The organism is Anabaena catenula FACHB-362 (genome assembly GCF_014698735.1).
Lineage (GTDB): Bacteria > Cyanobacteriota > Cyanobacteriia > Cyanobacteriales > Nostocaceae > Anabaena > Anabaena variabilis_A.
This window is the reverse complement of the sequence record NZ_JACJTQ010000002.1, coordinates 56,385-76,786: the sequence shown is the minus strand read 5'-3', so window position 1 is coordinate 76,786 and position 20,402 is coordinate 56,385. Positions and strand designations below refer to the sequence as shown.

Genomic DNA, 20,402 nt, shown 5'->3' with positions numbered 1-20,402 from the left:
ATTTAGTGGGGGTCTTAAACCCGGTTATTCATCCGCCACTCGCACAGAATACCTTTCCTGTATTCTGTTCGGTAAAGTTTTTCCTATCACCGCGTCCCTGCGTCATCTTGTTAACTGAGGCGATCGCTCACCATGATATGCCAATCATCTAAAGTTTTGAGAAATTTTGGCTGTTGTAGGTCAGAAAGCCAAAGAATCAGGGCATCTTCATCGTTATCTTTGTAGTAACGTGGTCTTCTGCCGGCTGTTTTGAAGCCAAATTTTTGATATAAGGAAATTGCTGCCTGGTTGGAAGCGCGGACTTCGAGGGTTGCTCGCTCCAAACCGCGATCGCTCGCTGTCTTCAGCAAAGAATACAACAAAACCTGTCCCAAACCTTGACGGTGATATTGAGGATGAACCGCCAAAATCGTAATATGTGCTTCTTCTAAAATTGACCAAAAACAGCCCATTCCCAGCAGTTCAGAACTAGAATATGGGGAAAATAAACCCAGAAAAATACTATTGGGGCTTTCCAACTCACGTCGGTAGCCATCCATTGTCCACAAGCCATCAAAACAAGCTTTATCCAGTTCCAGCAATGCACTTAAATGCTCTAGCGTCAAGGATTGAATTTTTAAGTCTAATAAAATCACGGTTAGAGGAGGCAGGGGGCAGGGGGCAGGGGGCAGGGGAAGCAGGAAGATGGGGAGACGCGGGGACACGGGGAAAATGAAGAATAACTTAATTATCCATTACCTCTTACCAATCACCCATTACCAATCACCCATTACCAATCACCTATTACCCATTACCAGCAAAGTTGTAAACTGGGAATCGGGAGAATAAGTCACGCCCGTAATTTTCACAAGGACAACTTTTATTATTTATGGTAACGACTCACCCCGTCGGGGTTCAACCTTCTGGTAATCAATATTTACCTCAAAAGCGAAGCAACACAACGCTGTCACCTAATCAAGAACTCTTACCCTTGAGTGCCAGAGTTAATCGTCATGACTCCCTGGAAATCGGTGGGTGTGATGTCACAACACTAGTTCAGCAGTTTGGTTCACCTTTGTATATTTTAGATGAAGAAACCCTGCGGACAGCTTGCCAACAATACCGGGATACATTCAAACAATACTATAAAGGGGAATCTCAAGTATTGTACGCTTCCAAGGCCTGGAATTGTCTAGCTGTTTGTGCGATCGTTGCCTCAGAGGGTTTAGGAATAGATGTAGTCTCTGGTGGTGAACTTTACACCGCCTTGAATGCAGGTGTTAGTCCAGATAAAATCTACCTGCACGGCAATAATAAATCTCGTGATGAGTTAGTTTTAGCCATTGAATCGGGTTGTACCATTGTTGCTGACAATTGGCACGAATTACATACATTGGTAGATATTGTAGAGACGTTTCATGAAACGTCTCTACAAAAAATCCGTATCATGTTGCGGTTAACACCGGGTATTGAATGCCATACCCACGAATATATTCGCACCGGACATTTAGATAGTAAATTTGGCTTTGATCCCAATGATTTAGATGAGGTATTTGCTTTTGTCAGCAAACAACCAAGTTTAAACTGTGTGGGATTACACGCTCATATTGGTTCGCAGATTTTTGAACGTCAGCCCCATCGAGATTTGGGTGTGGTGATGGTACAGTGGTTGCGGGATGCGGCCAAGTATGATTTGGAATTAACAGAATTAAATGTTGGTGGTGGTTTAGGGATTAGGTACACAGAATCAGATGATCCCCCTAGCATCGAAGAATGGTCAAAGGCAATTTGTGAAGTAGTTCAGCAAGCTTGTGCGGCGGAAAATCTACCTTTACCAAAATTATTATGTGAACCAGGGCGATCGCTGATTGCGACTGCTTGCGTTACAGCCTACACTATTGGTTCGGCTAAAGTGATTCCTGATATTCGTACTTATGTAACGATTGATGGTGGAATGTCTGACAATCCCCGCCCTATCACCTACCAATCAGTTTATCGGGCAGTCGTTGCTAATAAAATGTCAGCTTTTTTGACAGAAACAGTTACATTGGCTGGTAAACATTGTGAATCAGGAGATATTCTGATTAAAAATGCCCAACTGCCAAAAACTGAACCAGGCGATATTCTCGTCGTTATGGGAACTGGTGCGTACAATTACAGTATGGCATCTAACTACAACCGTCTGCCCCGACCGGCAGCTGTTTTAGTGGCGAATGGCGAAGCAAATTTAATTTTGCAGCGTGAAACTTATCAAGACATAATTCGACAAGATTGCCTACCAGAAAGACTGAAATAGTCATTAGTCCTTGGTGAGTCCAGCACTGCGTGAGGGTTTCCCTCCGCAGGTGACTGGCGTATCCCTTACGGGAGCCGGAGGCATCACCCGGAGGGTCTTTGGTCATTAGTTATTAGCTAAGAACCAATGACTAATGACTAATGACTAATGACTAATGACTAGTGACTATTAGAATCCAGATGTCATGAGAGATTGGTGGAAGCAATGGCTGATAAACCCAGGATGGTCACAGTCCTTGCTAGTTGGGACTCTGGATATTGTGTTGGTGCTGGCGCTGACATACATGATCCTAGTGATTATTAGTGAACGTCGGACGCTGTGGATGGTGCGGGGATTTATAATCTTGATGCTTGCCTCAGCATTCAGTGGCACTTTAGGGCTACCTCTACTCAATTTCGTTCTGGAAAAGTTGGTAATTGGTTGTGCTGTAGCGATGGCGGTAGCACTCCAGTCAGAATTTCGCCGATTTTTGGAACAACTGGGACGGGGTGAATTCCGGCAGTTATTCCAACCCGACCGTTTGGCAGTCCCCAAATCTGATAGCGTAATTGATGAAATTGTTGATGCTGTCAAAGAACTGTCAAAAAACCGGATTGGCGCTTTGCTGATTTTGGAAACTTCTGGACCAATTGATGAGCGAGATTTTTCTGTACCCGGAGTCAAGTTAAATGCAGAAGTTTCTAAAGAACTAATACAAACAATTTTTCAGCCAAAAACTTTATTACACGACGGGGCAACTTTGATTCGTGGTTCGCGGATTGTATCATCGGGTGTAATTTTACCACTTTCGGGACGCACAGCCTCGCGCCAGTTGGGTACACGCCATCGGGCAGCAATGGGAATTACTGAGCGGGTCGAAAATTGCATTTGTGTCGTTGTATCAGAAGAAACGGGTTCTATTTCTTTAGCGGAACGGGGAACTCTATACAGGCCACTGACGATTAAGAAGCTGAAAGAATCTTTAGAGGTGCGATTTTCGCCAACTGTAGATCGGGAAGCTGTTGCTCCGGGTCTTTTAAGTTTAATTCGTCAGATTGGTGGACAAACACTAGCATTGGTTTCACGATTACTGGGTTTATTATCGACTGCTTCTCGAAGTAAAAAATGACAACAAAACATACTGAACTGCAATATTTACCCCCTGACTTAAAAAAAGAACTACTTCCCCAGCACGTTGCGGTGATTATGGATGGCAATGGTCGATGGGCTAAACGTCAAGGTTTACCCCGGATTATGGGTCATAAAGCTGGTGTAGATGCTATTAAGGATTTGCTCCGCTGTTGTAAAGATTGGGGAATTAAGGCACTGACTGTGTATGCTTTTTCAACGGAAAATTGGAAAAGACCGCAGGAGGAGGTAGAGTTTTTGATGACTCTGTTCCAGCGAGTTTTGCGTCAAGAACTGCGGGAAATGGTCGAGGAAAATGTGCAGATTCAGTTTGTGGGGAATTTGCAAGCTTTACCAAAAGCACTCCAAGAGGAAATTTCTCGCTCTATGGCAGAAACCAAGGATAATTGCAGTATCCGGTTTACTGTGGCCACAAATTATGGGGGTAGACAGGAGATTTTACAAGCTTGTCGAGCGATCGCACACAAGGTGCAACAAGGTCTGTTACAACCTGAAGAAATTTCTGAAGAGGTTTTTGAAAGTCATTTATACACCGCAGGAGTAGCAGATCCTGATTTACTCATTCGTACTAGTGGAGAAATGCGGTTATCAAATTTCTTACTTTGGCAAATGGCCTATGGAGAAATTTATATCACTGATACTCTTTGGCCAGATTTTGACCGCGTTGAGTTTCACCGTGCTTTGTCTGTCTACCAACAGCGGGAAAGGCGTTTTGGGAAGGTTTAGTTGATAGTTGATAGTTACAGCAGAATTCAGGAGTCAGGAGTCAGGAGTCAGGAGTCAGGAGTAAAACTGGCTTGCTGTCTAGGTTTCAATTTTGATTCTGTACCGTATGGCTACGCCACGCAAGCTATCGGCTGACGCTCACGGCGAAGCCTCATTGATCTGCAATCTGCTATATCAGTTTCTAATAACTAATAACTAATGACTAATGACTAAGGACCAGAAAAAACAGCTTGTTCTATATCTTCCCGACTTAAAGAATATTTAAAAGAACGTTGGATATCTTGACCGTTTTCTCCGGCTTGGATATATCTGACTGTAATCTGCTCGATATCTAGCCAAAGTTCTGCTTGCCAACTAAGTCTTTGCAATCGCCAACAATGAAGTTCGGTTTCATCTTGTTGACAACCTTGATTTTTTAGCCACTGTTCAATTTGTGGCAAAGGATGGCTATATAACGGTGTATCAGAGGGCAGAATAGACATAACTATTTTGGATTATAGATTTGGGATTTTAGATTAAGCAATTATTGATTGCTAATTTTACTTGCAGTCTGTGTATTAAGTTGGTAAATTTGGGTGATTTGCTGTTGTGTATTCAGAGGTTGAGAAAGGTGGGTTTGTAAAGTGGCTTCACCACGAATAACGGCGACAGCGATCGCTAGTAGCAAACAACCGACAAAAGTTAACCCCAAGACGAATAACACAAAAATTTCACCAGAGGAAAGTGGGCGGTCGCTGGCATCAAGGTAAGCTGATTTTGACCAATCATGAGGTCGAGAAGCAGGATGGTTTAAATCCGCAGGTGCTTGAATTACCCCAAATCGAGAGTAACCAATTTTCAAATCATAGCTTAATCTGCGCTCTGGGCTACACAGGGTAGCGTAAGCTTCGTTAATTTGCTGAAATTTAGCCGTAGCAATATTAGCAGGCAATTCCGTCGTATCTGGATGATAGAGTTTGCTCAGTTCTCGATAAGCGCGACGGATATCAATTACGGATGTGGAGGGATGCAGTCCTAGCAGGGAGTAATAGGTAGTTGCGCTGCTTTGTGGGACTTCCCCATTTTGATTTACAGTTGTTTGAGTCACTTTGCTCAAATTCAGTTTTTTTATATTTTAAATCTTTTTTCCAGCGCCATGCCAAAAACTACCTAGAACAAATCAAGTCCACAAAATACCCAAGTCGTGCTGACTGTGAATGGGAAAGCTGAGGTTTTTGTCCAGAAAGCACTAGAAATTTGGCTATTTCCTCAAATAATCAGACTGAGAAAATTGTCCTAAATTTTACTGACATCATTAAGAACAGTCTTTTCTTTATACCTATAGGACTTACGCAAGATGTGACTGAAAACCTTATTCCTGTGTAGCGGTAATTCATGAATTACCGCTACTTTAGTTCTGTTTTGCGTAAGTCCTAAACTAATTAGCCGGACATGATATAACTTGTTCCTGAGTCTCATTCACGAGGCTAAATTCAGTGCTGTAATTTTGCGCTACAAGGGTTTCTTCTGTAGAGTCTTGAGTTTTTGGAGACGCATTTGCTGTTTGTGCATAAAGTGCTTGGGATGTCAGGGTTGTAGCGGACAACATCCATAAGGAAATTTTGTTTGAAAATATTTTGATACCCCACACCAAGGACTATATGATAATAGTTTTCATTGTTGCATTTAAACCATATCTTTGGTTTAATGAAAAGTATTATCAAATACCTATTTGAGCTTAATTAAGAAAGCTTGTCAATACTAATAAATAAAAAAATAATCATGGCGTAAATAACAGGCGCTATTGCGCTCAGAACTAGTGTTTAGATTCCTGATGTTCTTGCTTGCGTAAAAAAAGTTGATCTTTGTTACAAGATAGTTTTTCATTTAGCATGGGGAAAAAAATCTCAACTTTTTGAGAATTCTTATTGATTCATCGTCCAAATTCATGGTATTAGTTGAGACTGAGAAATTATTGCTAAACTTTCCTGTTAAACCTGTTAAATGAATTGGAGGCTAGAGCATTGAAAAATTCAACATTGATGAAAGCTTCAGCGGGAGCTTTAGCTTTTCTGCTCAGTTCGGGAATAGGACTGAGTGTAAACGCACAAACCAAAACCCTGACAATCTATTCTGGTAGAGGGGAGAAACTGATTCAGCCATTGCTCGAACGAGCAAAGAAAGATTTAAACCTGAATATTCAAGTGCGTTATGGTGATACAGCTGAGTTAGCGATCGCACTTTTGGAAGAAGGCAAAAACAGCCGTGCAGACATATTCTTTGCTCAAGACGCAGGTGCTTTAGGTACACTAGAAAGACAAAAGCGCACACTGCCCATTTCCTCTAACTTGTTGAATCAAGTAGATCCTGGCTCTCGCTCTCCCAAAGGACATTGGATGGGTATTTCTGGACGCGCTCGTGTCCTTAACTACAACACCAATCTAGTCAAAAAGAACCAACTACCAAATTCCATCTGGGATTTAACCAAACCAAGATGGCGAGGTAAAGTAGCATGGGCCCCAACTAACGGCTCATTTCAGTCATTTGTGACAGCGATGCGGGTACTAGAGGGAGAGCCAAAAACTCTACAATGGCTACGAGGGATGAAAGCTAACGGAGCCAAAGATTACCGCAACAACACAGCAATTGTCGAAGCATTAGGACGCGGAGAAACTCAAATTGGTTTAGTAAACAACTATTACCTAGCTAACTTCAAAAAAACTACCCCTAAAGTTCCTGTAGCTACTCACTACACTAAAAAAGACGCAGGATCGATGATTAACATTGCCGGAGTGGCAATTATGGACTCCACCAAGCAAAAAGCCGAAGCAGAAAGATTTATTGGCTACCTGCTCAAACCGAGTTCACAAACATACTTTGCCAAAGAAACTAACGAATATCCCTTAGTTAAAGGAGTACCAGGCCCAGCCAACCAAGTACCACTAAGCCAGATTAATCGACCAAATCTCAACCTGACAAACTTGAATGATTTGCCAGGAACATTAGAATTATTACAAGACGCAGGAGTTTTGTAGAAATTGAAATCGGTTCGCCCTCCATTATTTCTCACATTAGCGGCTGGAGTAGTGGCAGTAGTCATTGCTCTACCATTAGTTTATTTAGTCACCCGCACCATCGGTATTGGTGGGGAAGAGTTATGGAAATTGATATCTCGACCCCGCAATATCTCTGTTTTCTGGAACAGTGCAGCAATGGCAGCAACAGTGACTTTTTTTTCTGCACTGATTGCTGTGCCATTAGCATTTTTAACAGTGCGGACAGACTTACCAGGACGGAGATTTTGGTTAATAGCGACAACATTACCCTTAGCAGTTCCTAGCTATGTAGGCAGTTTTGCTTTAATTGCCACTTTAGCGCCCAGAGGTAGCTTTTTGCAGTTATTATTAGCACCTTTGGGGGTAGAAGAATTACCTTCAATTTATGGTTTTCCTGGAGCAGTTTTAGGTATTACGTTGTTTACCTATCCATATCTGCTATTAAGTGTCCGTTCGGGACTGCAAGGGATAGATCCTTCCTTAGAAGAAGCTGCCCAGAGTTTGGGTTATAGCAAGAGAGAAACCTTCTTTAAGGTGGTTTTACCCCAATTGAAACCATCAATGATTGCCGGGGGGTTATTAGTAGCTTTGTATGCCTTACGTGACTTTGGTACACCTTCTTTAATGCGGTTTGATACCTTTACAAGGGTAATTTTTCTGCAATACAAAGCTAGTTTTAACCGGAATTCAGCAGCGGCTTTATCATTGATGTTAGTGATATTGGTGTTGTTGATTTTATGGTTAGAGTATCGAGTGCGATCGCGCGCAGCTTATTATAGTCGTGGTTCAGCTTCTCTACGCCCACCGAAAATCACCAAGTTAGGAATTTGGAAATGGCCAGCCTTGGCATTTTGTCTACTCATTACTAGCTTAGGCGTTGTGTTACCAGTGGGTATCACCTTATTTTGGTTAAGCAGGGGATTCAACAGCGGCTACAACTTTCCCAACCTACTACCATCTGCCTTCAATTCAGTAGGGGCGGCTGGATTAGCGGCTTTAGCTACCATTATTTTTGCTCTACCAGTGGCAATTTTATCGGTTCGGTTTCCCAGTAAAATTACAGCTATGATTGAACGCTGTTCTTACTTAGGATTTGGTGTACCGGGAATTGTTGTCGCCTTATCTCTGGTATTTTTTGGGGCTAACTATCTACCATTTTTGTACCAAACTCTACCAATGTTAGTGTTTGCCTATTTGGTGTTATTTTTACCACAAACGGTGGGAACAGTACGCACATCCCTTTTACAAGTAAATCCCCAATTAGAAGAATCAGCCCGAAGTTTAGGGAGAACAGCTTGGCAAAGTTTAAGAGAAGTCACCCTACCCCTAGTGCAACCGGGGATATTAAGTGGTGCAGTGTTGGTGTTTTTGACAGCTATTAAAGAACTACCCGCAACTATGCTATTAGCACCCATCGGTTTCAATACCTTAGCCGTGCAAATTTGGCAAGCTACAGAAAATGTGGACTTTGCTGATGCCGCTGCTGGTTCATTAGCTATGCTCTTAGTCTCTATGGGTGCAACTTTATTAATTTTATCTCAAGAGAATATCAAAAAAGAGAAAATTAATACTAAACCAGAAATCCAAGCCAAGTTCTAATTTCCTGTCCTCTGTATTTCCTTTGTAATCTAGCCATGCAACAAGCAATTCTCCAGTTACAGAATGTCACCAAGCAATTTTCTCAAAGTGTTTCTCCGGCAGTAAATAATGTATCTTTAACATTGCAACAAGGAGACATACTGGCATTGCTTGGACCATCTGGTTGTGGTAAAACTACACTGTTGCGATTAATTGCTGGCTTTGAGCGTCTGCAAGTAGGAACAATTGAAATCGCTGGACAGGTAGTTAGTAATAGTTCAATTAACATACCACCGGAACAAAGAGACATCGGTGTTGTCTTTCAAGACTATGCCCTATTTCCCCATCTCAATGTTTCCGAAAATGTCGCTTTTGGCTTAAAACAATTTAGTAAAGAGCAAAAACAAAAGCGAGTCGCTGAAGTTATAGAACTAGTTAGACTCGAAGGTTTAGAAAAACGCTACCCCTATGAACTCTCCGGGGGACAACAGCAACGAGTCGCTTTAGCTAGGGCTTTAGCACCAAAACCCCAGATTATGCTTTTAGATGAACCATTAAGCAATCTGGATATTCAAGTTAGATTAAGATTGCGGGAAGAAATTCGAGATATTCTCAAATTAGCAGGTACTTCAGCTATTTTTGTCACCCATGATCAAGAAGAAGCGCTAGCTATATCCGATATAGTTGGAGTTATGCAGCAAGGAAATTTAGAACAGCTAGGTACACCAGAAGAAATTTATACCCATCCAGCATCCCGATTTGTGGCTGAATTTGTCACTCAAGCTAACTTTTTGCCGGCTCGTCGTCAAGGTAATTTATGGGAAACAGAAGTTGGTAATTTTACCATAGCAACGGATCATAACTGTGATACTGGCGAAATCATGATCCGCCAAGAAGACTTAATTTTAAAACCAGCGACGGATGCTGCTGTTGTCATTACTACCCGACGCTTTTTAGGACGGGAATATCAATACTGTTTACAAACCCCTTCGGGAAAAGAGATTCATGCTCGACTAACGACTAATCAAGCCTTGGCAGTGGGTACAAAGGTAGAATTATATGTAACAGGTAATAGTGTTCATATTTTTTCAGCATGAAATAGGGCTTACGCAAGAGTCACGGAATAACATATCCCTTACGGGAGTCGAAGACATACCACAGAGATGCAGAGGACATGGAGGAATAAGGATTTGAGCGATATTTTGCGTAAGTCCTGATGAAGATACGTTACTTCTCACAGCTATATTTGCGAAGTTTTCCTGTGAAAATTTACCTAATTTTTTACCGTCCTATAGATCAAGGTATTGAAATTGTGCGTATCTTACATGGTTCACAAGATATAGAAAGAATTTTTCATGATCTAGAAAATACAGAGGATGAACAATGAGGTAAGCAGGTTTTTATGGACACAACACTATTCATAAATCCTGTTCATCCTTAAATCCTGGAAATCTTGATTCTGACATTTAAATTAAATCAGCGCGAGGTTTAAAGGTTTCTATTTCTCGCAATTTTTCATAAAGCTGTCTTTCTTCATCGGTAAGAGATTTCGGTGTGACTATCTGAACTTCCACTAATTGATCACCACGTTTACCGTTTTCCCCTGGGTAGCCTTTATTAGCAAGACGGAATCTTTGACCAGATCTGACAGCAGAGGGAATGGTCATTTTTACTGGGCCGTCCAGAGTTGGTGCTTCTACCTGTCCTCCCAAGACTGCTTCACTGGGAGTCACGGGAATTTGACAGAATATATTAGAGCCTTCTAGTTTATATAACGGATGGGGATCAACGGTAATTTTTAAGTATAAATCGCCGCCACCAATACCTTGATTTCGCAGACGGATGGTTTGACCTGTTACCATACCTGGGGGCATAGTTACTTCGAGCGATCGCCCATCTTCTAAGCGAATACGTTCATTACCACCTTGATAAGCTTTTTCTAGGGGCAAAGTCAAGCGTGCTTCTATATCCCTGCGAGTGGTGCGGGGTGGGGTGTTGACTGTGTATGCAACTTTGGTTCTGGGAGTCCGAAACGGGTCGGTAGGGGTGCTAGAGGTGCTAGAAGTGCCAGAACCTGAGCCATTTCTGGTATCTTGGCGACTGCTGACACCAATTACTTGATTAATAAAACTTTCAAAATCTGAAAATTCACTGGGGTCTACTTCCTGATTGCTGCTGCGGCTGTTAGAACGATCTCCCCAGCCTTTTGGTTTTGGTGTTTGTTTACCACCAGCAAAGCCTTTTTGTTTCCAGTAGCGGCTAAACTGGTCATATTGCGATCGCCTACTGGGGTCGGAAAGGATTTCATAAGCCTCACCGATAATCTTAAATTTTTCTTCTGCTTCCTTGTTACCGGGATTAAGATCAGGGTGATATTGCCTTGCTAACCTGCGATATACCTTTTTAATTTCTTCGCTAGAGGCATCTTTATCTACTCCCAAAATTTCGTAATAATCTCGAAAATTCTGCAAATTTTGCATAGTTTTTTATTTATCTTGAAAATGTCATTAATGTAGGTAGGGAAGAAGTGATTGGTGTTGGGGGTAGTCTGCTGTTAGGAATCTGGTAATTAAGTTATTCTTAATTTTCTCCGCGTCCCCGCGTCCCCGGTTCCCCGCGTCTCCCCTGTTCCCTCTTTTTAATTACAGCCAGTCATCCTCATCATCCCAGTTATCCTGGTAGCTGGGACGCTTCTTGGGTGCTGGACGGCTATCATAGGAGGAAGAACGATTGTCCCTACTAGAGTCTCTGCCATTATCCCTGCTATAGTCCCGGTTATAAGAATCCCGTTCCCGATAGGTATCTCTAGAAGAATCCCGTTCTCGTTCTTTGTCACCAGTGAAAATGTCACGGATTGCACCAAACAAGTCTTCGTCTTCATCCTCAGCATAATACTGACGGACTTCTCGATTTAGCTCATACAGAGCATCTTGCAGGTCTGCGTAAGCTTGGTCAATTCCGCGATCGTCATTTTCTTTTAAACTTTCCCGCAGTTCACGAGAAATATTATCAATGCGTTGACGACGGTTACGGGCAAATTGCATCCCCATTTCTAAGGCTACTTCCCGCAATTGCCGTTCTGCTTGTAAAATCAATGCTTCGGAACGAGTGCGTTTTTCTACCCGTTCTTTGCGTTCCCGGTCAACTTCGGAGTATTTTTGAGCATCCTGAATCATGCGATTCACTTCCGACTCACTCAAGGTAGAAGCACCTTGGATGGTAATACTCTGTTCGCGTCCAGTGGTGCGATCTAAGGCTGTTACCTGTAAAATACCGTTGGCATCAATATCAAATGATACTTGAACTTGGGGGATACCTCTTGGCGCTGGCGGAATACCATACAGCTTGAACCGTCCTAAAGACTTGTTGTTTGCTGCCATTTCCCGCTCACCCTGGACAACATGGATTTCGACGCTGTTTTGGTTATTTTCAGAAGTGGAAAAAATGTCAGAGCGCCGTACTGGTATAGTTGTGTTGCGGGGAATAAGTTTTTTCATCACACCGCCGATGGTTTCCAATCCCATAGATAGAGGCGTGACATCTAAAAGCAGTACATCCTTGAGTTCACCTGCCAAAATCCCTGCCTGAATAGCTGCACCCACCGCCACCACTTCATCAGGGTTAACGTTTTCGTTGGGTTCAGTCCCAATTAAGTCACGTACTAGCTGTTTCACCATTGGTATCCTTGTGGAACCGCCTACTAGTACAACTTCTTCAATATCTACAGGGGAGAGTCCGGCATCTTTGAGCGCCCTTTTTACAGGGGTTCGCACTCGACTGATTAAGTCGCCGCACAAGCCTTCAAATTGCGATCGCGTCATGCGAGTTTCTAGGTGCTTGGGACCGTCCTCTGTGGCAGTGATGAAGGGTAAGTTAATATCGGTGACGCTGACGGCAGAAAGTTCTATTTTGGCTTTTTCTGCTGCTTCCATCAAACGTTGCAAGGCTTGGCGATCGCGTCTTAAGTCTAAACCTTCTGCTTCTAAAAACTGATCTGCTAACCAATCAACTATTTTTTTGTCAAAATCATTACCACCTAGCTGAGTATCTCCACTAGTGGATTTAACTTCAAATATGCCGTCACCTACTTCCAGAATCGATACATCAAAAGTACCACCACCCAAGTCAAAGACTAGGATAGTTTCTGTGTCACCCCGATCTAATCCGTAAGCCAAAGATGCCGCAGTGGGTTCATTGAGAATTCGCAGTACCTCTAAACCTGCAATTCTGCCCGCATCACGGGTTGCTTGCCGCTGGGAATCATTAAAATAAGCAGGAACAGTAATTACAGCCCCGGTGACAGGTTCCCCCAAATAGCGACTAGCATCATCTGCCAATTTCTTGAGGATCATGGCTGAAATTTCTTCTGGGGCAAATTCCTTATTCAGACGGGGACAGGCAACTTTAATACTGCCCATTTCATCTTTGCGGATGGTATAGGGTACACGCTTAGAATCTGGGTTTAATTCGCCATACTTGCGCCCAATGAAGCGTTTAACTGCAAAAAAGGTATTTTGGGGATTGAGGACGGTTTGTCGTCTTGCCATTTGCCCAACTACCCTTTCACCTTCTTTACTAAAACCAACCACGGAGGGGGTGGTTCGCATTCCTTCTGCATTGGCAATCACCACCGGCTTGCCACCCTCCATCACGGCGACTACTGAGTTGGTTGTACCCAAGTCGATGCCGACTACCTTGCCCATGCGTTACTCTTCTCCTAAGCGTCTCTTATAAATTTATTATTATATGGCTGGACTACCTCTAGCTTGGTGCTAAATGATGAAAACCGCCCAATGGTATAATTATCATCATTCAATCAGGAATTAGAGAAATTTGAGCTTGAGGCGCTACTTGCTTGCACTAGGATAGCATTTGAAGAGAGAGAACAGGGAACTCTTAACAGGTAAGAATTTTATTAATCACTAATCACTACTTTGAATTTAAAACAGCGGTTACAAAATCACCTTCAGCACATAGCGAGAGAACGCGATCCATATATGGCGACTGCGGGTCATTTCTTTGTTCAAGAATACATTCGCCAACAATTTGCAGAATGGGGAAGTGTGGAAATCCACACCTTCCAAGTAGGAAGTAAAAGGTGTGAAAACTTGATTTTAAATTTACCCGCTGCCGCCGAAAAGCAAAAGACAGATTTACCACCTATTTTAATTGGCGCTCACTATGATGGCGTACCTGGTACAGTAGCAGCTGATGATAACGCTACAGGTGTGGCAGTTTTATTAGAATTTGCCAGAAGTTTTGCTGGGCAACCAGCTAGATATCCTTTGCGACTAGTTGCTTTTGATATGGAAGAATATGGCTTACTGGGTAGTGCTGATTATGCAGCTTTGTTACGCGAGCAAAAGCAACGTATACGCCTGATGATATCTTTGGAAATGTTGGGATATCGGGACTTTACTCCTGGTTCTCAAAAATACCCATCTCCTCTAGAACTTTTTTATCCAAATTCTGGTGATTTTATTGCTTTAATTGGCAATTTGCGGACTTTGGGTGATTTAATTAGTCTAAGTAGGAGTATTCGTCAAGTTGGAGTATCTAGTCAGTGGCTACCGATACCAAACCGGGGTTTAATGGTTCCCCAAACTCGACTTAGTGATCATGCACCTTTTTGGGATGAAGGTTATCCAGCGATGATGGTAACGGATACTGCTTTCATGCGGAATCCTCATTATCACAAACCGAGTGACACTATTGCGACTTTGGATTTAGATTTTCTGACAGGTGTATGTGAGGGTTTGGAAATGGGTATTAGGCGATTATAAGAAATTGATTAACGGCAAAGTAGTGATTCAGTGCAGTGATACCGAAAATATTGTTGCTAATGAACTCATCAAAGTAAGTACCCCTAAATAATACATTGTTTGAGGATTTCATGAAACCAATTTCAGACAATATACGGGATTGGCTATTGTTTAAAGATTCACGTTTAATAGTGCAATTATGACGATAGGCATTATTGAAAATCAAGACGATATAAATTACCAAGGCATTGCACTTCATGCCCTTTGAATTCAATTAAATCAATTATTTCTATTAATTTACCAATTTCTGCTTCTGACAACTCTAATTTATGTCATTGGATTAATTCTTTTAAGTGTATGGCGTTGAATTCTCCTATTTCAATAGATAAACCAAGATGAACGGGAGATTTCTTGACATTTATCAAAACATATAATTATTGAAAATGAGCAATTAATAATCATTATTTTTGCTAATAAATTTAATTTTTTTTACAATTTTTATGCCAAGCTTGAAGTCGAGCAAAGAATTCTGGAAAGATTTCGGTATAAGGAAAGATTTGCTATATGGAAAGAACCCGAAATGTTAAATCTAACAGGTTTTAAGGTAAATACACAAATTTATGAAAGTGCGAACTCTTTGGTTTATCGAGCTATCAGAGAGTCAGACAATCAACCGGTGATTCTCAAAGTCCTCAAACAAGATTATCCCACACCACAGGAACTTGTGCGTTACCGGACTGAATATCAAATTACTCAATCTTTTAATTTACCAGGAGTCCCAAAAGTTTATGACTTGCAGAAATATCAAAATACTCTGGTAATGATCTTAGAAGATTTTGGTGGAGAATCTTTAAGAATTTGGATGCAACAGCACAAATTTACTATTAAAGAGTTCTTAAAAATAGGGATAGCTACTACTGAAATTTTAGGACAAATTCACGCTAATAATATTATTCATAAAGATATTAACCCTGCAAATATTGTTTTAAATCGAGAAACAGTTGAGTTGAAAATTATTGACTTTGGAATTTCTACTCAATTGACTAGAGAAACTACAATTATCAAAAATATCAATCTCTTAGAGGGAACACTGGCTTATATTTCACCAGAACAAACTGGGAGAATGAATCGGGATTTAGATTATCGGACTGACTTTTATTCCTTGGGTGCAACTTTTTATGAATTGCTGACCAATCAACTACCTTTCACAAGAAAAGATATTTTAGAGTTAGTTCATTGTCATCTTGCTAAACAGCCAAATTCACCATCACAGATTAATCCTGAAATACCTCAAGTTATTTCTAACATTGTGATGAAGTTGATGGGTAAAACCGCAGAAGAACGGTATCAAAATGCTTTAGGAATTAAAGCAGATTTAGAAAAATGCTTAGAGCAATTTGAAAATAGTGGAATAATCTCAAATTTTGAAATAGGAAAACAGGATATTTCTGATAAATTTCAAATTCCTCAAAAACTCTATGGGAGAGAAGCACAAATTGAAATATTACTAAAAGCCTTTGATAGCGCAAGTACGACTAGTCGAGAAATGATCTTAATTGCTGGTTATTCTGGTATTGGTAAATCGGCTTTAGTACAAGAAATTTATCAACCAATTACCCAAAAACGCGGTTATTTTATTTCTGGTAAATTTGATCAATATCAACAGAATATTCCCTATATTGCTGTAGTTAATGCTTTTAAAGAGTTAGTCCAACAATTACTAACCGAAAGTACTGAAAAACTGCAAATATGGCAAACTAAAATTTTAGAAGCTGTAGGTATAAATGGGAGAGTAATTATTGATGTAATTCCCGAACTAGAATTAATTATTGGTAATCAACCTGCTGTATTAAAGCTGGGAGCAATAGAAACACAAAACCGCTTTAATTTTGTCTTTCAAAACTTTATTAGAGTTTTTACTAATCTTGAACATCCTCTAGCCATATTTTTAGATGACTTGCAGTGGGCAGATAGTGCATCTCTGAAGTTAATTCAATTATTAATGGAGACAACAGATCCAGGACTATTTTTAATTGGGGCTTATCGAGATAATGAACTTTCTTTAACCCATTCATTAATGTTAACTATAGAGAAAATTTTGCAAACAGGAGCAATAGTTAAAGAGATTTCTATCTTATCTTTAGACTTGCCTATAATTACTGAATTTCTGGCAGATGCTCTCAATTGTTCAGAAATGCGAGTAAGTTCTCTAGCTGAGTTAGTACTGGTTAAAACAGGTGGTAATCCGTTCTTTATGAGGGAATTTGTCAAATCTCTATATACAGAATGTTTATTAGAGTTTGATTCACAGACTCTCAGTTGGAAATGGGATTTAGCAAAAATTAAAGCTCAAGGATTTACTGATAATGTGGTGGAATTAATGGCGGATAAAATTCAAAAGTTACCAGCAGATACACAACATTTATTAAATTTAGCAGCTTGTATTGGTAATCAGTTTGATTTAAAGACATTATCTGTGAGTGCTGGTAAGTCTTTAGCAGCAACTGTAGATATTTTACAAATAGCAGTTGCTGAAAGTTTAGTAACTCCTTTAGGTAGTAGAGAGGAGGTAGCATTAGCCATAATTTTAACGGATTATCCATTACCTGAATATAAATTTATTCATGATAGAATTCAGCAAGCTGCCTATTCTTTGATGTCTGAATCAGAGCGAATAAATATTCACTATCAGATGGGTAAATTACTGCTGCAAGAATTTTCTCCTGAAGTTATAGCCGAGAAAATCTTTGTAGTTGTTAATCACTTAAATTATGGCGTTGGACTGATTACGGAAAAAATAGAAAAGGATGAATTAGCAAAGTTAAATCTCATCGCTTGTCGCAAAGCTAGGGCATCTACAGCTTATCAAGTAGCGCGTGAGTATGGTTTAATGGGGTTAAATTTACTGGGAAGTGATGCTTGGCAAAGACAGTATGAGATAACTTTGACTTTACATGAAATTTCCGCAGAATTAGCTTCAGTGTGTGGGGATTTTGAGCAGATGAATTATTGGGTTGATGAAGTGATTCATCATGCTAGAACGCCTTTAGAAAAAGTAGGCGTTTATATTGTAAAAATTCACGCACGAGTAGCCCAGAATCAGCCTTTAGAAGCAATATCTATTGGTCAGTTAATTCTCAAACAATTAAAAGTGGAGTTTCCTGATATTCCCTGTGATCAAGATATTCAGGAGGGGATAGAAAAAATTAATAATTTAATTGGAAATCGTTCTATTGAAGAGTTATTTTATCTGCCAAGTATGGTTGATACTGAAAAGTTGGCTATTATGCAGGTGGCAGGAAGTATTAGTCCACCTTGTTGTATAGTTAATTCGCCTTTGTTTCCACTGGTAGTTTTTTTACAAGTAAGTTTATCGATCCAATATGGCAATAGTCCTACTTCAGCTTTTAGCTATGCGTTTTATGGAACTTGTCTCAACATATTTCTACAGGATATAACAACGGGAGATAGTTTTAGTCGTTTAGCTTATCGTATAGCATCTGAAACAGATGGTAAAAATGTGCGCTCTGAAACTTTTGCTGTGATCGGATTTTTTTTGCAACATCGCAAGTCTCACTTGCGGCTGATGTTACCTATTAATCAGGCTGGTTATCAAGAGGGATTAGAAACAGGTAAATTAGATTATGTGGGATATAATGGACACGGAATTTGTTTAAATTCTTTCTGGTGCGGTCAACCTTTGATGGAACTAGAAAAGCAAATTTGGGGATACCGTCAACAATTGCTTGAGTTTAATCTATTAAATACAGCAAGTTATTGTTCAATTCTTTGGGAAACAATACTGGTTCTTGTGGGTAATCCAGACCAAATTGAAATTTCTTTTCAAAAAGCTGCGGCTGAGGAGAAGTTGGTTTCTCAGTCCCTTGCTTCTAATGATCTGTATCGAGTATTCGCTTTTTATCTGTATAGAGCGATGTTAAGGTTTCTGGTTGGAGATATTGCTCAGGCTTCAGTAGATGCTATTCGAGCCAGACAGTATATTGCCGGAGTCCTATCAGAAATTATTGAAGCTGGTTTATATTTTTATGATTCGCTGATTGCTTTAGCAACAGTATCTAAATTAGAAGTTGAATTAGAAGTTGAATGGCAAGCGAGAGTTGAAAAAAATCAAACTAATTTACAGTTTTGGGCAGAACACGCCCCGATGAATTATTTACATAAGTGGCAGTTGGTGGAAGCGGAAAAATACCGGGTTTTGGGACAGAAAGTTGAGGCTATGGAGCTTTATGATCAAGCCATAGCTGGGGCAAAAGAACATCAATATATTCAAGAAGAAGCGTTAGCAAATGAACTGGCTGCCAAGTTTTACCTAAATTGGGGTAAAGAAAACATTGCTCGTGTTTACATGGTGGAAGCCCGCTACTGTTATCTGCATTGGGGTGCGACTACGAAGATTAAACAATTGGAAACTGAGTATGCCAAGTTGTGTCAATCTCTGGGTAGTGAAGGATATTCACGGGGACTGACTTCCTGCACTACTTCTAACAGTGAAAGTAGTAATAGTAGCGGGGCGGCTTTGGATCTGGCTACTGTGATGAAATCTTCTGTAGCGATCGCTAGTGAGATTGTTCTAGAAAATCTGTTACAAACTTTGATGAAAATTATGCTGGAAAATGCAGGCGCACAAGTCGGTTATTTGTTGCTGCATAAACCAACGGCATCGGGGGAGTTAGGACAATTCTCTATTACAGCTTGTAGCTGTGCCAATGCCATAACTTGCTCACTACCCAAACCGATTGATGCTATTCCGGCTGATATGACTTTACCGGAGTCAGTCCTAAATTATGTAGCTCGCACTCGTTACAATGTTGTTCTCAATAATGCAGCGATGGAGGGTAATTTTGTTAGAGATTCTTATATTCAATCGGTCAAACCTCTGTCAGTTCTGTGCTATCCTCTGCTGAATCAAGGTAAGTTGGTGGGGATTGTTTATCTAGAAAATAACGTCACGACGGGGGCTTTTACAGCTGATCGTATTGAACTTTTACAGTTGCTTTCCGGCCAAGCTGCGATCGCTATTATTAATGCCCAACTCTATGCCGAGAAGGCAGAATATACCCGCACATTAGAAGAAAAAGTTGCCGAACGCACCGCAGAACTCCAACTTGTTAATCAGGAATTATTAAGAATTGCCTCTTCCGACGGGTTGACCAAAATTGCCAATCGTCGTCGTTTCGATGAATATTTGGCTGATGAATGGCAACGACATTTGCAAGAACAACAACCTCTAGCTCTAATTCTCACAGATATTGACTTTTTTAAACGCTATAACGACTACTACGGACACCAAGGTGGTGATGAATGTTTAATCCAGGTAGCCCAAATAATTGCTAAAGTTCCCCAACGTCCAAGGGATTTAGTAGCGCGTTACGGTGGTGAGGAATTTGCGGCCATTTTGCCCTATACCAATACAGAAGGGGCGTTAATGCTGGCAGAGTCTATAATAAATGCGATCGCATTCCTTGCTATCCCTCACCCTAACTCAGAGGTGAGTCCATATCTCACATTAAGTTTGGGTGTAGCCAGTTTAATTCCCACTCCAGAAACCAGTGTAGAAAACTTAATTAACAACGCAGATAAAGCACTCTACAAAGCTAAGAAAGAGGGACGGAATCGGGCAATTGAACATATAGCGGATTGCAGATAAAGGTTAATAACTAATAACTAATTTAACTCAGAGATACAATTAATTTTATAACTGTAGCCAGGATAATTAGGACATTATTAATCCTTGAAACTTAGATATAATAAGGCTTTCCCTCCTGCCTCCTGCCCTCTGCCTCCTGCCTCCTGCTATATAACTCTTTCCTTAACTTCTTCACTCACACGACGAAAAGTGTCAATATCTTGATAATCAACAGATGTAATTTATGATTA

The 20,402-nt window shown here is 40.7% G+C and carries 15 protein-coding genes; 9 read left to right on the top strand and 6 right to left on the bottom strand.

What is annotated here, in order from left to right:
• Positions 1-110: 110 nt before the first annotated feature.
• Positions 111-635, bottom strand: coding sequence for a ribosomal protein S18-alanine N-acetyltransferase (gene rimI / locus H6G68_RS02280; protein WP_190905164.1), 525 nt, complete (start codon positions 633-635; stop codon positions 111-113).
• Between the two features lie 233 nt (positions 636-868).
• Here rimI and lysA point away from each other — a divergent pair, with 233 nt between their 5' ends.
• The 3 genes from lysA (at position 869) to H6G68_RS02265 (ending at position 4,129) form a co-directional block, all read left to right on the top strand.
• Positions 869-2,275, top strand: coding sequence for a diaminopimelate decarboxylase (gene lysA / locus H6G68_RS02275; protein WP_190905163.1), 1,407 nt, complete (start codon positions 869-871; stop codon positions 2,273-2,275).
• Between the two features lie 184 nt (positions 2,276-2,459).
• The gene (gene cdaA / locus H6G68_RS02270; RefSeq protein WP_190905162.1) at positions 2,460-3,383 is read left to right on the top strand and encodes a diadenylate cyclase CdaA; all 924 of its coding nucleotides are present in this window, start codon (positions 2,460-2,462) and stop codon (positions 3,381-3,383) included.
• The gene (locus H6G68_RS02265) at positions 3,380-4,129 is read left to right on the top strand and encodes an isoprenyl transferase (RefSeq protein ID WP_190905161.1); all 750 of its coding nucleotides are present in this window, start codon (positions 3,380-3,382) and stop codon (positions 4,127-4,129) included. Before cdaA ends, H6G68_RS02265 begins: the two co-directional genes overlap by 4 nt.
• Before the next feature lie 209 nt (positions 4,130-4,338).
• Here H6G68_RS02265 and H6G68_RS02260 read toward each other — a convergent pair whose 3' ends face one another.
• The 3 genes from H6G68_RS02260 to H6G68_RS02250 all read right to left on the bottom strand — a co-directional run bounded on the left by H6G68_RS02260 (position 4,339) and on the right by H6G68_RS02250 (position 5,717).
• Positions 4,339-4,611 carry a DUF3143 domain-containing protein gene (locus H6G68_RS02260; protein ID WP_127056292.1) on the bottom strand — a complete coding sequence of 91 codons (273 nt, stop codon included), beginning with the start codon at positions 4,609-4,611 and terminating at the stop codon, positions 4,339-4,341.
• Positions 4,612-4,652: 41 nt separating this feature from the next.
• Entirely contained in the window at positions 4,653-5,216 is a 564-nt protein-coding gene (locus H6G68_RS02255) for a DnaJ domain-containing protein (protein ID WP_190905160.1), read from the bottom strand.
• A 330-nt stretch (positions 5,217-5,546) separates the two neighbouring features.
• Entirely contained in the window at positions 5,547-5,717 is a 171-nt protein-coding gene (locus H6G68_RS02250) for a hypothetical protein (protein WP_190905159.1), read from the bottom strand.
• Between the two features lie 415 nt (positions 5,718-6,132).
• Here H6G68_RS02250 and H6G68_RS02245 point away from each other — a divergent pair, with 415 nt between their 5' ends.
• The 4 genes from H6G68_RS02245 to H6G68_RS02230 all read left to right on the top strand — a co-directional run bounded on the left by H6G68_RS02245 (position 6,133) and on the right by H6G68_RS02230 (position 10,129).
• A complete protein-coding gene (locus H6G68_RS02245; protein ID WP_339327831.1) occupies positions 6,133-7,143 on the top strand; it encodes an iron ABC transporter substrate-binding protein in 1,011 nt (336 codons plus the stop codon).
• 3 nt (positions 7,144-7,146) lie between these two features.
• Complete coding sequence (locus H6G68_RS02240) at positions 7,147-8,763, top strand: ABC transporter permease (RefSeq protein ID WP_190905158.1); 1,617 nt, start codon at positions 7,147-7,149, stop codon at positions 8,761-8,763.
• A 35-nt stretch (positions 8,764-8,798) separates the two neighbouring features.
• Positions 8,799-9,839: an ABC transporter ATP-binding protein gene (locus tag H6G68_RS02235; protein WP_190905157.1), complete on the top strand. Its 1,041-nt coding sequence runs from the start codon at positions 8,799-8,801 to the stop codon at positions 9,837-9,839.
• A 119-nt stretch (positions 9,840-9,958) separates the two neighbouring features.
• Entirely contained in the window at positions 9,959-10,129 is a 171-nt protein-coding gene (locus H6G68_RS02230) for a type II toxin-antitoxin system RelE/ParE family toxin (RefSeq protein WP_190905156.1), read from the top strand.
• Positions 10,130-10,208: 79 nt separating this feature from the next.
• Here H6G68_RS02230 and H6G68_RS02225 read toward each other — a convergent pair whose 3' ends face one another.
• Together H6G68_RS02225 and dnaK are read right to left on the bottom strand one after the other, a co-directional pair.
• Entirely contained in the window at positions 10,209-11,222 is a 1,014-nt protein-coding gene (locus tag H6G68_RS02225) for a DnaJ C-terminal domain-containing protein (protein ID WP_190905155.1), read from the bottom strand.
• 162 nt (positions 11,223-11,384) lie between these two features.
• Complete coding sequence (dnaK, locus tag H6G68_RS02220; protein WP_190905154.1) at positions 11,385-13,445, bottom strand: molecular chaperone DnaK; 2,061 nt, start codon at positions 13,443-13,445, stop codon at positions 11,385-11,387.
• Positions 13,446-13,676: 231 nt separating this feature from the next.
• Between dnaK and H6G68_RS02215 the strand changes: the two genes are divergently transcribed.
• Together H6G68_RS02215 and H6G68_RS02210 are read left to right on the top strand one after the other, a co-directional pair.
• Positions 13,677-14,525 carry a M28 family peptidase gene (locus H6G68_RS02215; RefSeq protein WP_190905153.1) on the top strand — a complete coding sequence of 283 codons (849 nt, stop codon included), beginning with the start codon at positions 13,677-13,679 and terminating at the stop codon, positions 14,523-14,525.
• A gap of 559 nt (positions 14,526-15,084) precedes the next feature.
• Positions 15,085-20,172, top strand: a complete 5,088-nt coding sequence (locus H6G68_RS02210) for a diguanylate cyclase domain-containing protein (protein ID WP_190905152.1) — start codon at positions 15,085-15,087, stop codon at positions 20,170-20,172.
• Positions 20,173-20,402: the final 230 nt, after the last annotated feature.

Excerpts from the sequence above, each read along its gene's own strand:
- lysA (WP_190905163.1), top strand. The coding sequence starts at position 869 with ATGGTAACGACTCACCCCGTCGGGGTTCAACCTTCTGGTAATCAATAT.
- cdaA (WP_190905162.1), top strand. The coding sequence starts at position 2,460 with ATGAGAGATTGGTGGAAGCAATGGCTGATAAACCCAGGATGGTCACAG.
- H6G68_RS02265 (WP_190905161.1), top strand. The coding sequence starts at position 3,380 with ATGACAACAAAACATACTGAACTGCAATATTTACCCCCTGACTTAAAA.
- H6G68_RS02260 (WP_127056292.1), bottom strand. The coding sequence starts at position 4,611 with ATGTCTATTCTGCCCTCTGATACACCGTTATATAGCCATCCTTTGCCA.
- H6G68_RS02250 (WP_190905159.1), bottom strand. The coding sequence starts at position 5,717 with ATGTTGTCCGCTACAACCCTGACATCCCAAGCACTTTATGCACAAACA.
- H6G68_RS02235 (WP_190905157.1), top strand. The coding sequence starts at position 8,799 with ATGCAACAAGCAATTCTCCAGTTACAGAATGTCACCAAGCAATTTTCT.
- H6G68_RS02230 (WP_190905156.1), top strand. The coding sequence starts at position 9,959 with ATGAAGATACGTTACTTCTCACAGCTATATTTGCGAAGTTTTCCTGTG.
- H6G68_RS02225 (WP_190905155.1), bottom strand. The coding sequence starts at position 11,222 with ATGCAAAATTTGCAGAATTTTCGAGATTATTACGAAATTTTGGGAGTA.
- dnaK (WP_190905154.1), bottom strand. The coding sequence starts at position 13,445 with ATGGGCAAGGTAGTCGGCATCGACTTGGGTACAACCAACTCAGTAGTC.
- H6G68_RS02210 (WP_190905152.1), top strand. The coding sequence starts at position 15,085 with ATGTTAAATCTAACAGGTTTTAAGGTAAATACACAAATTTATGAAAGT.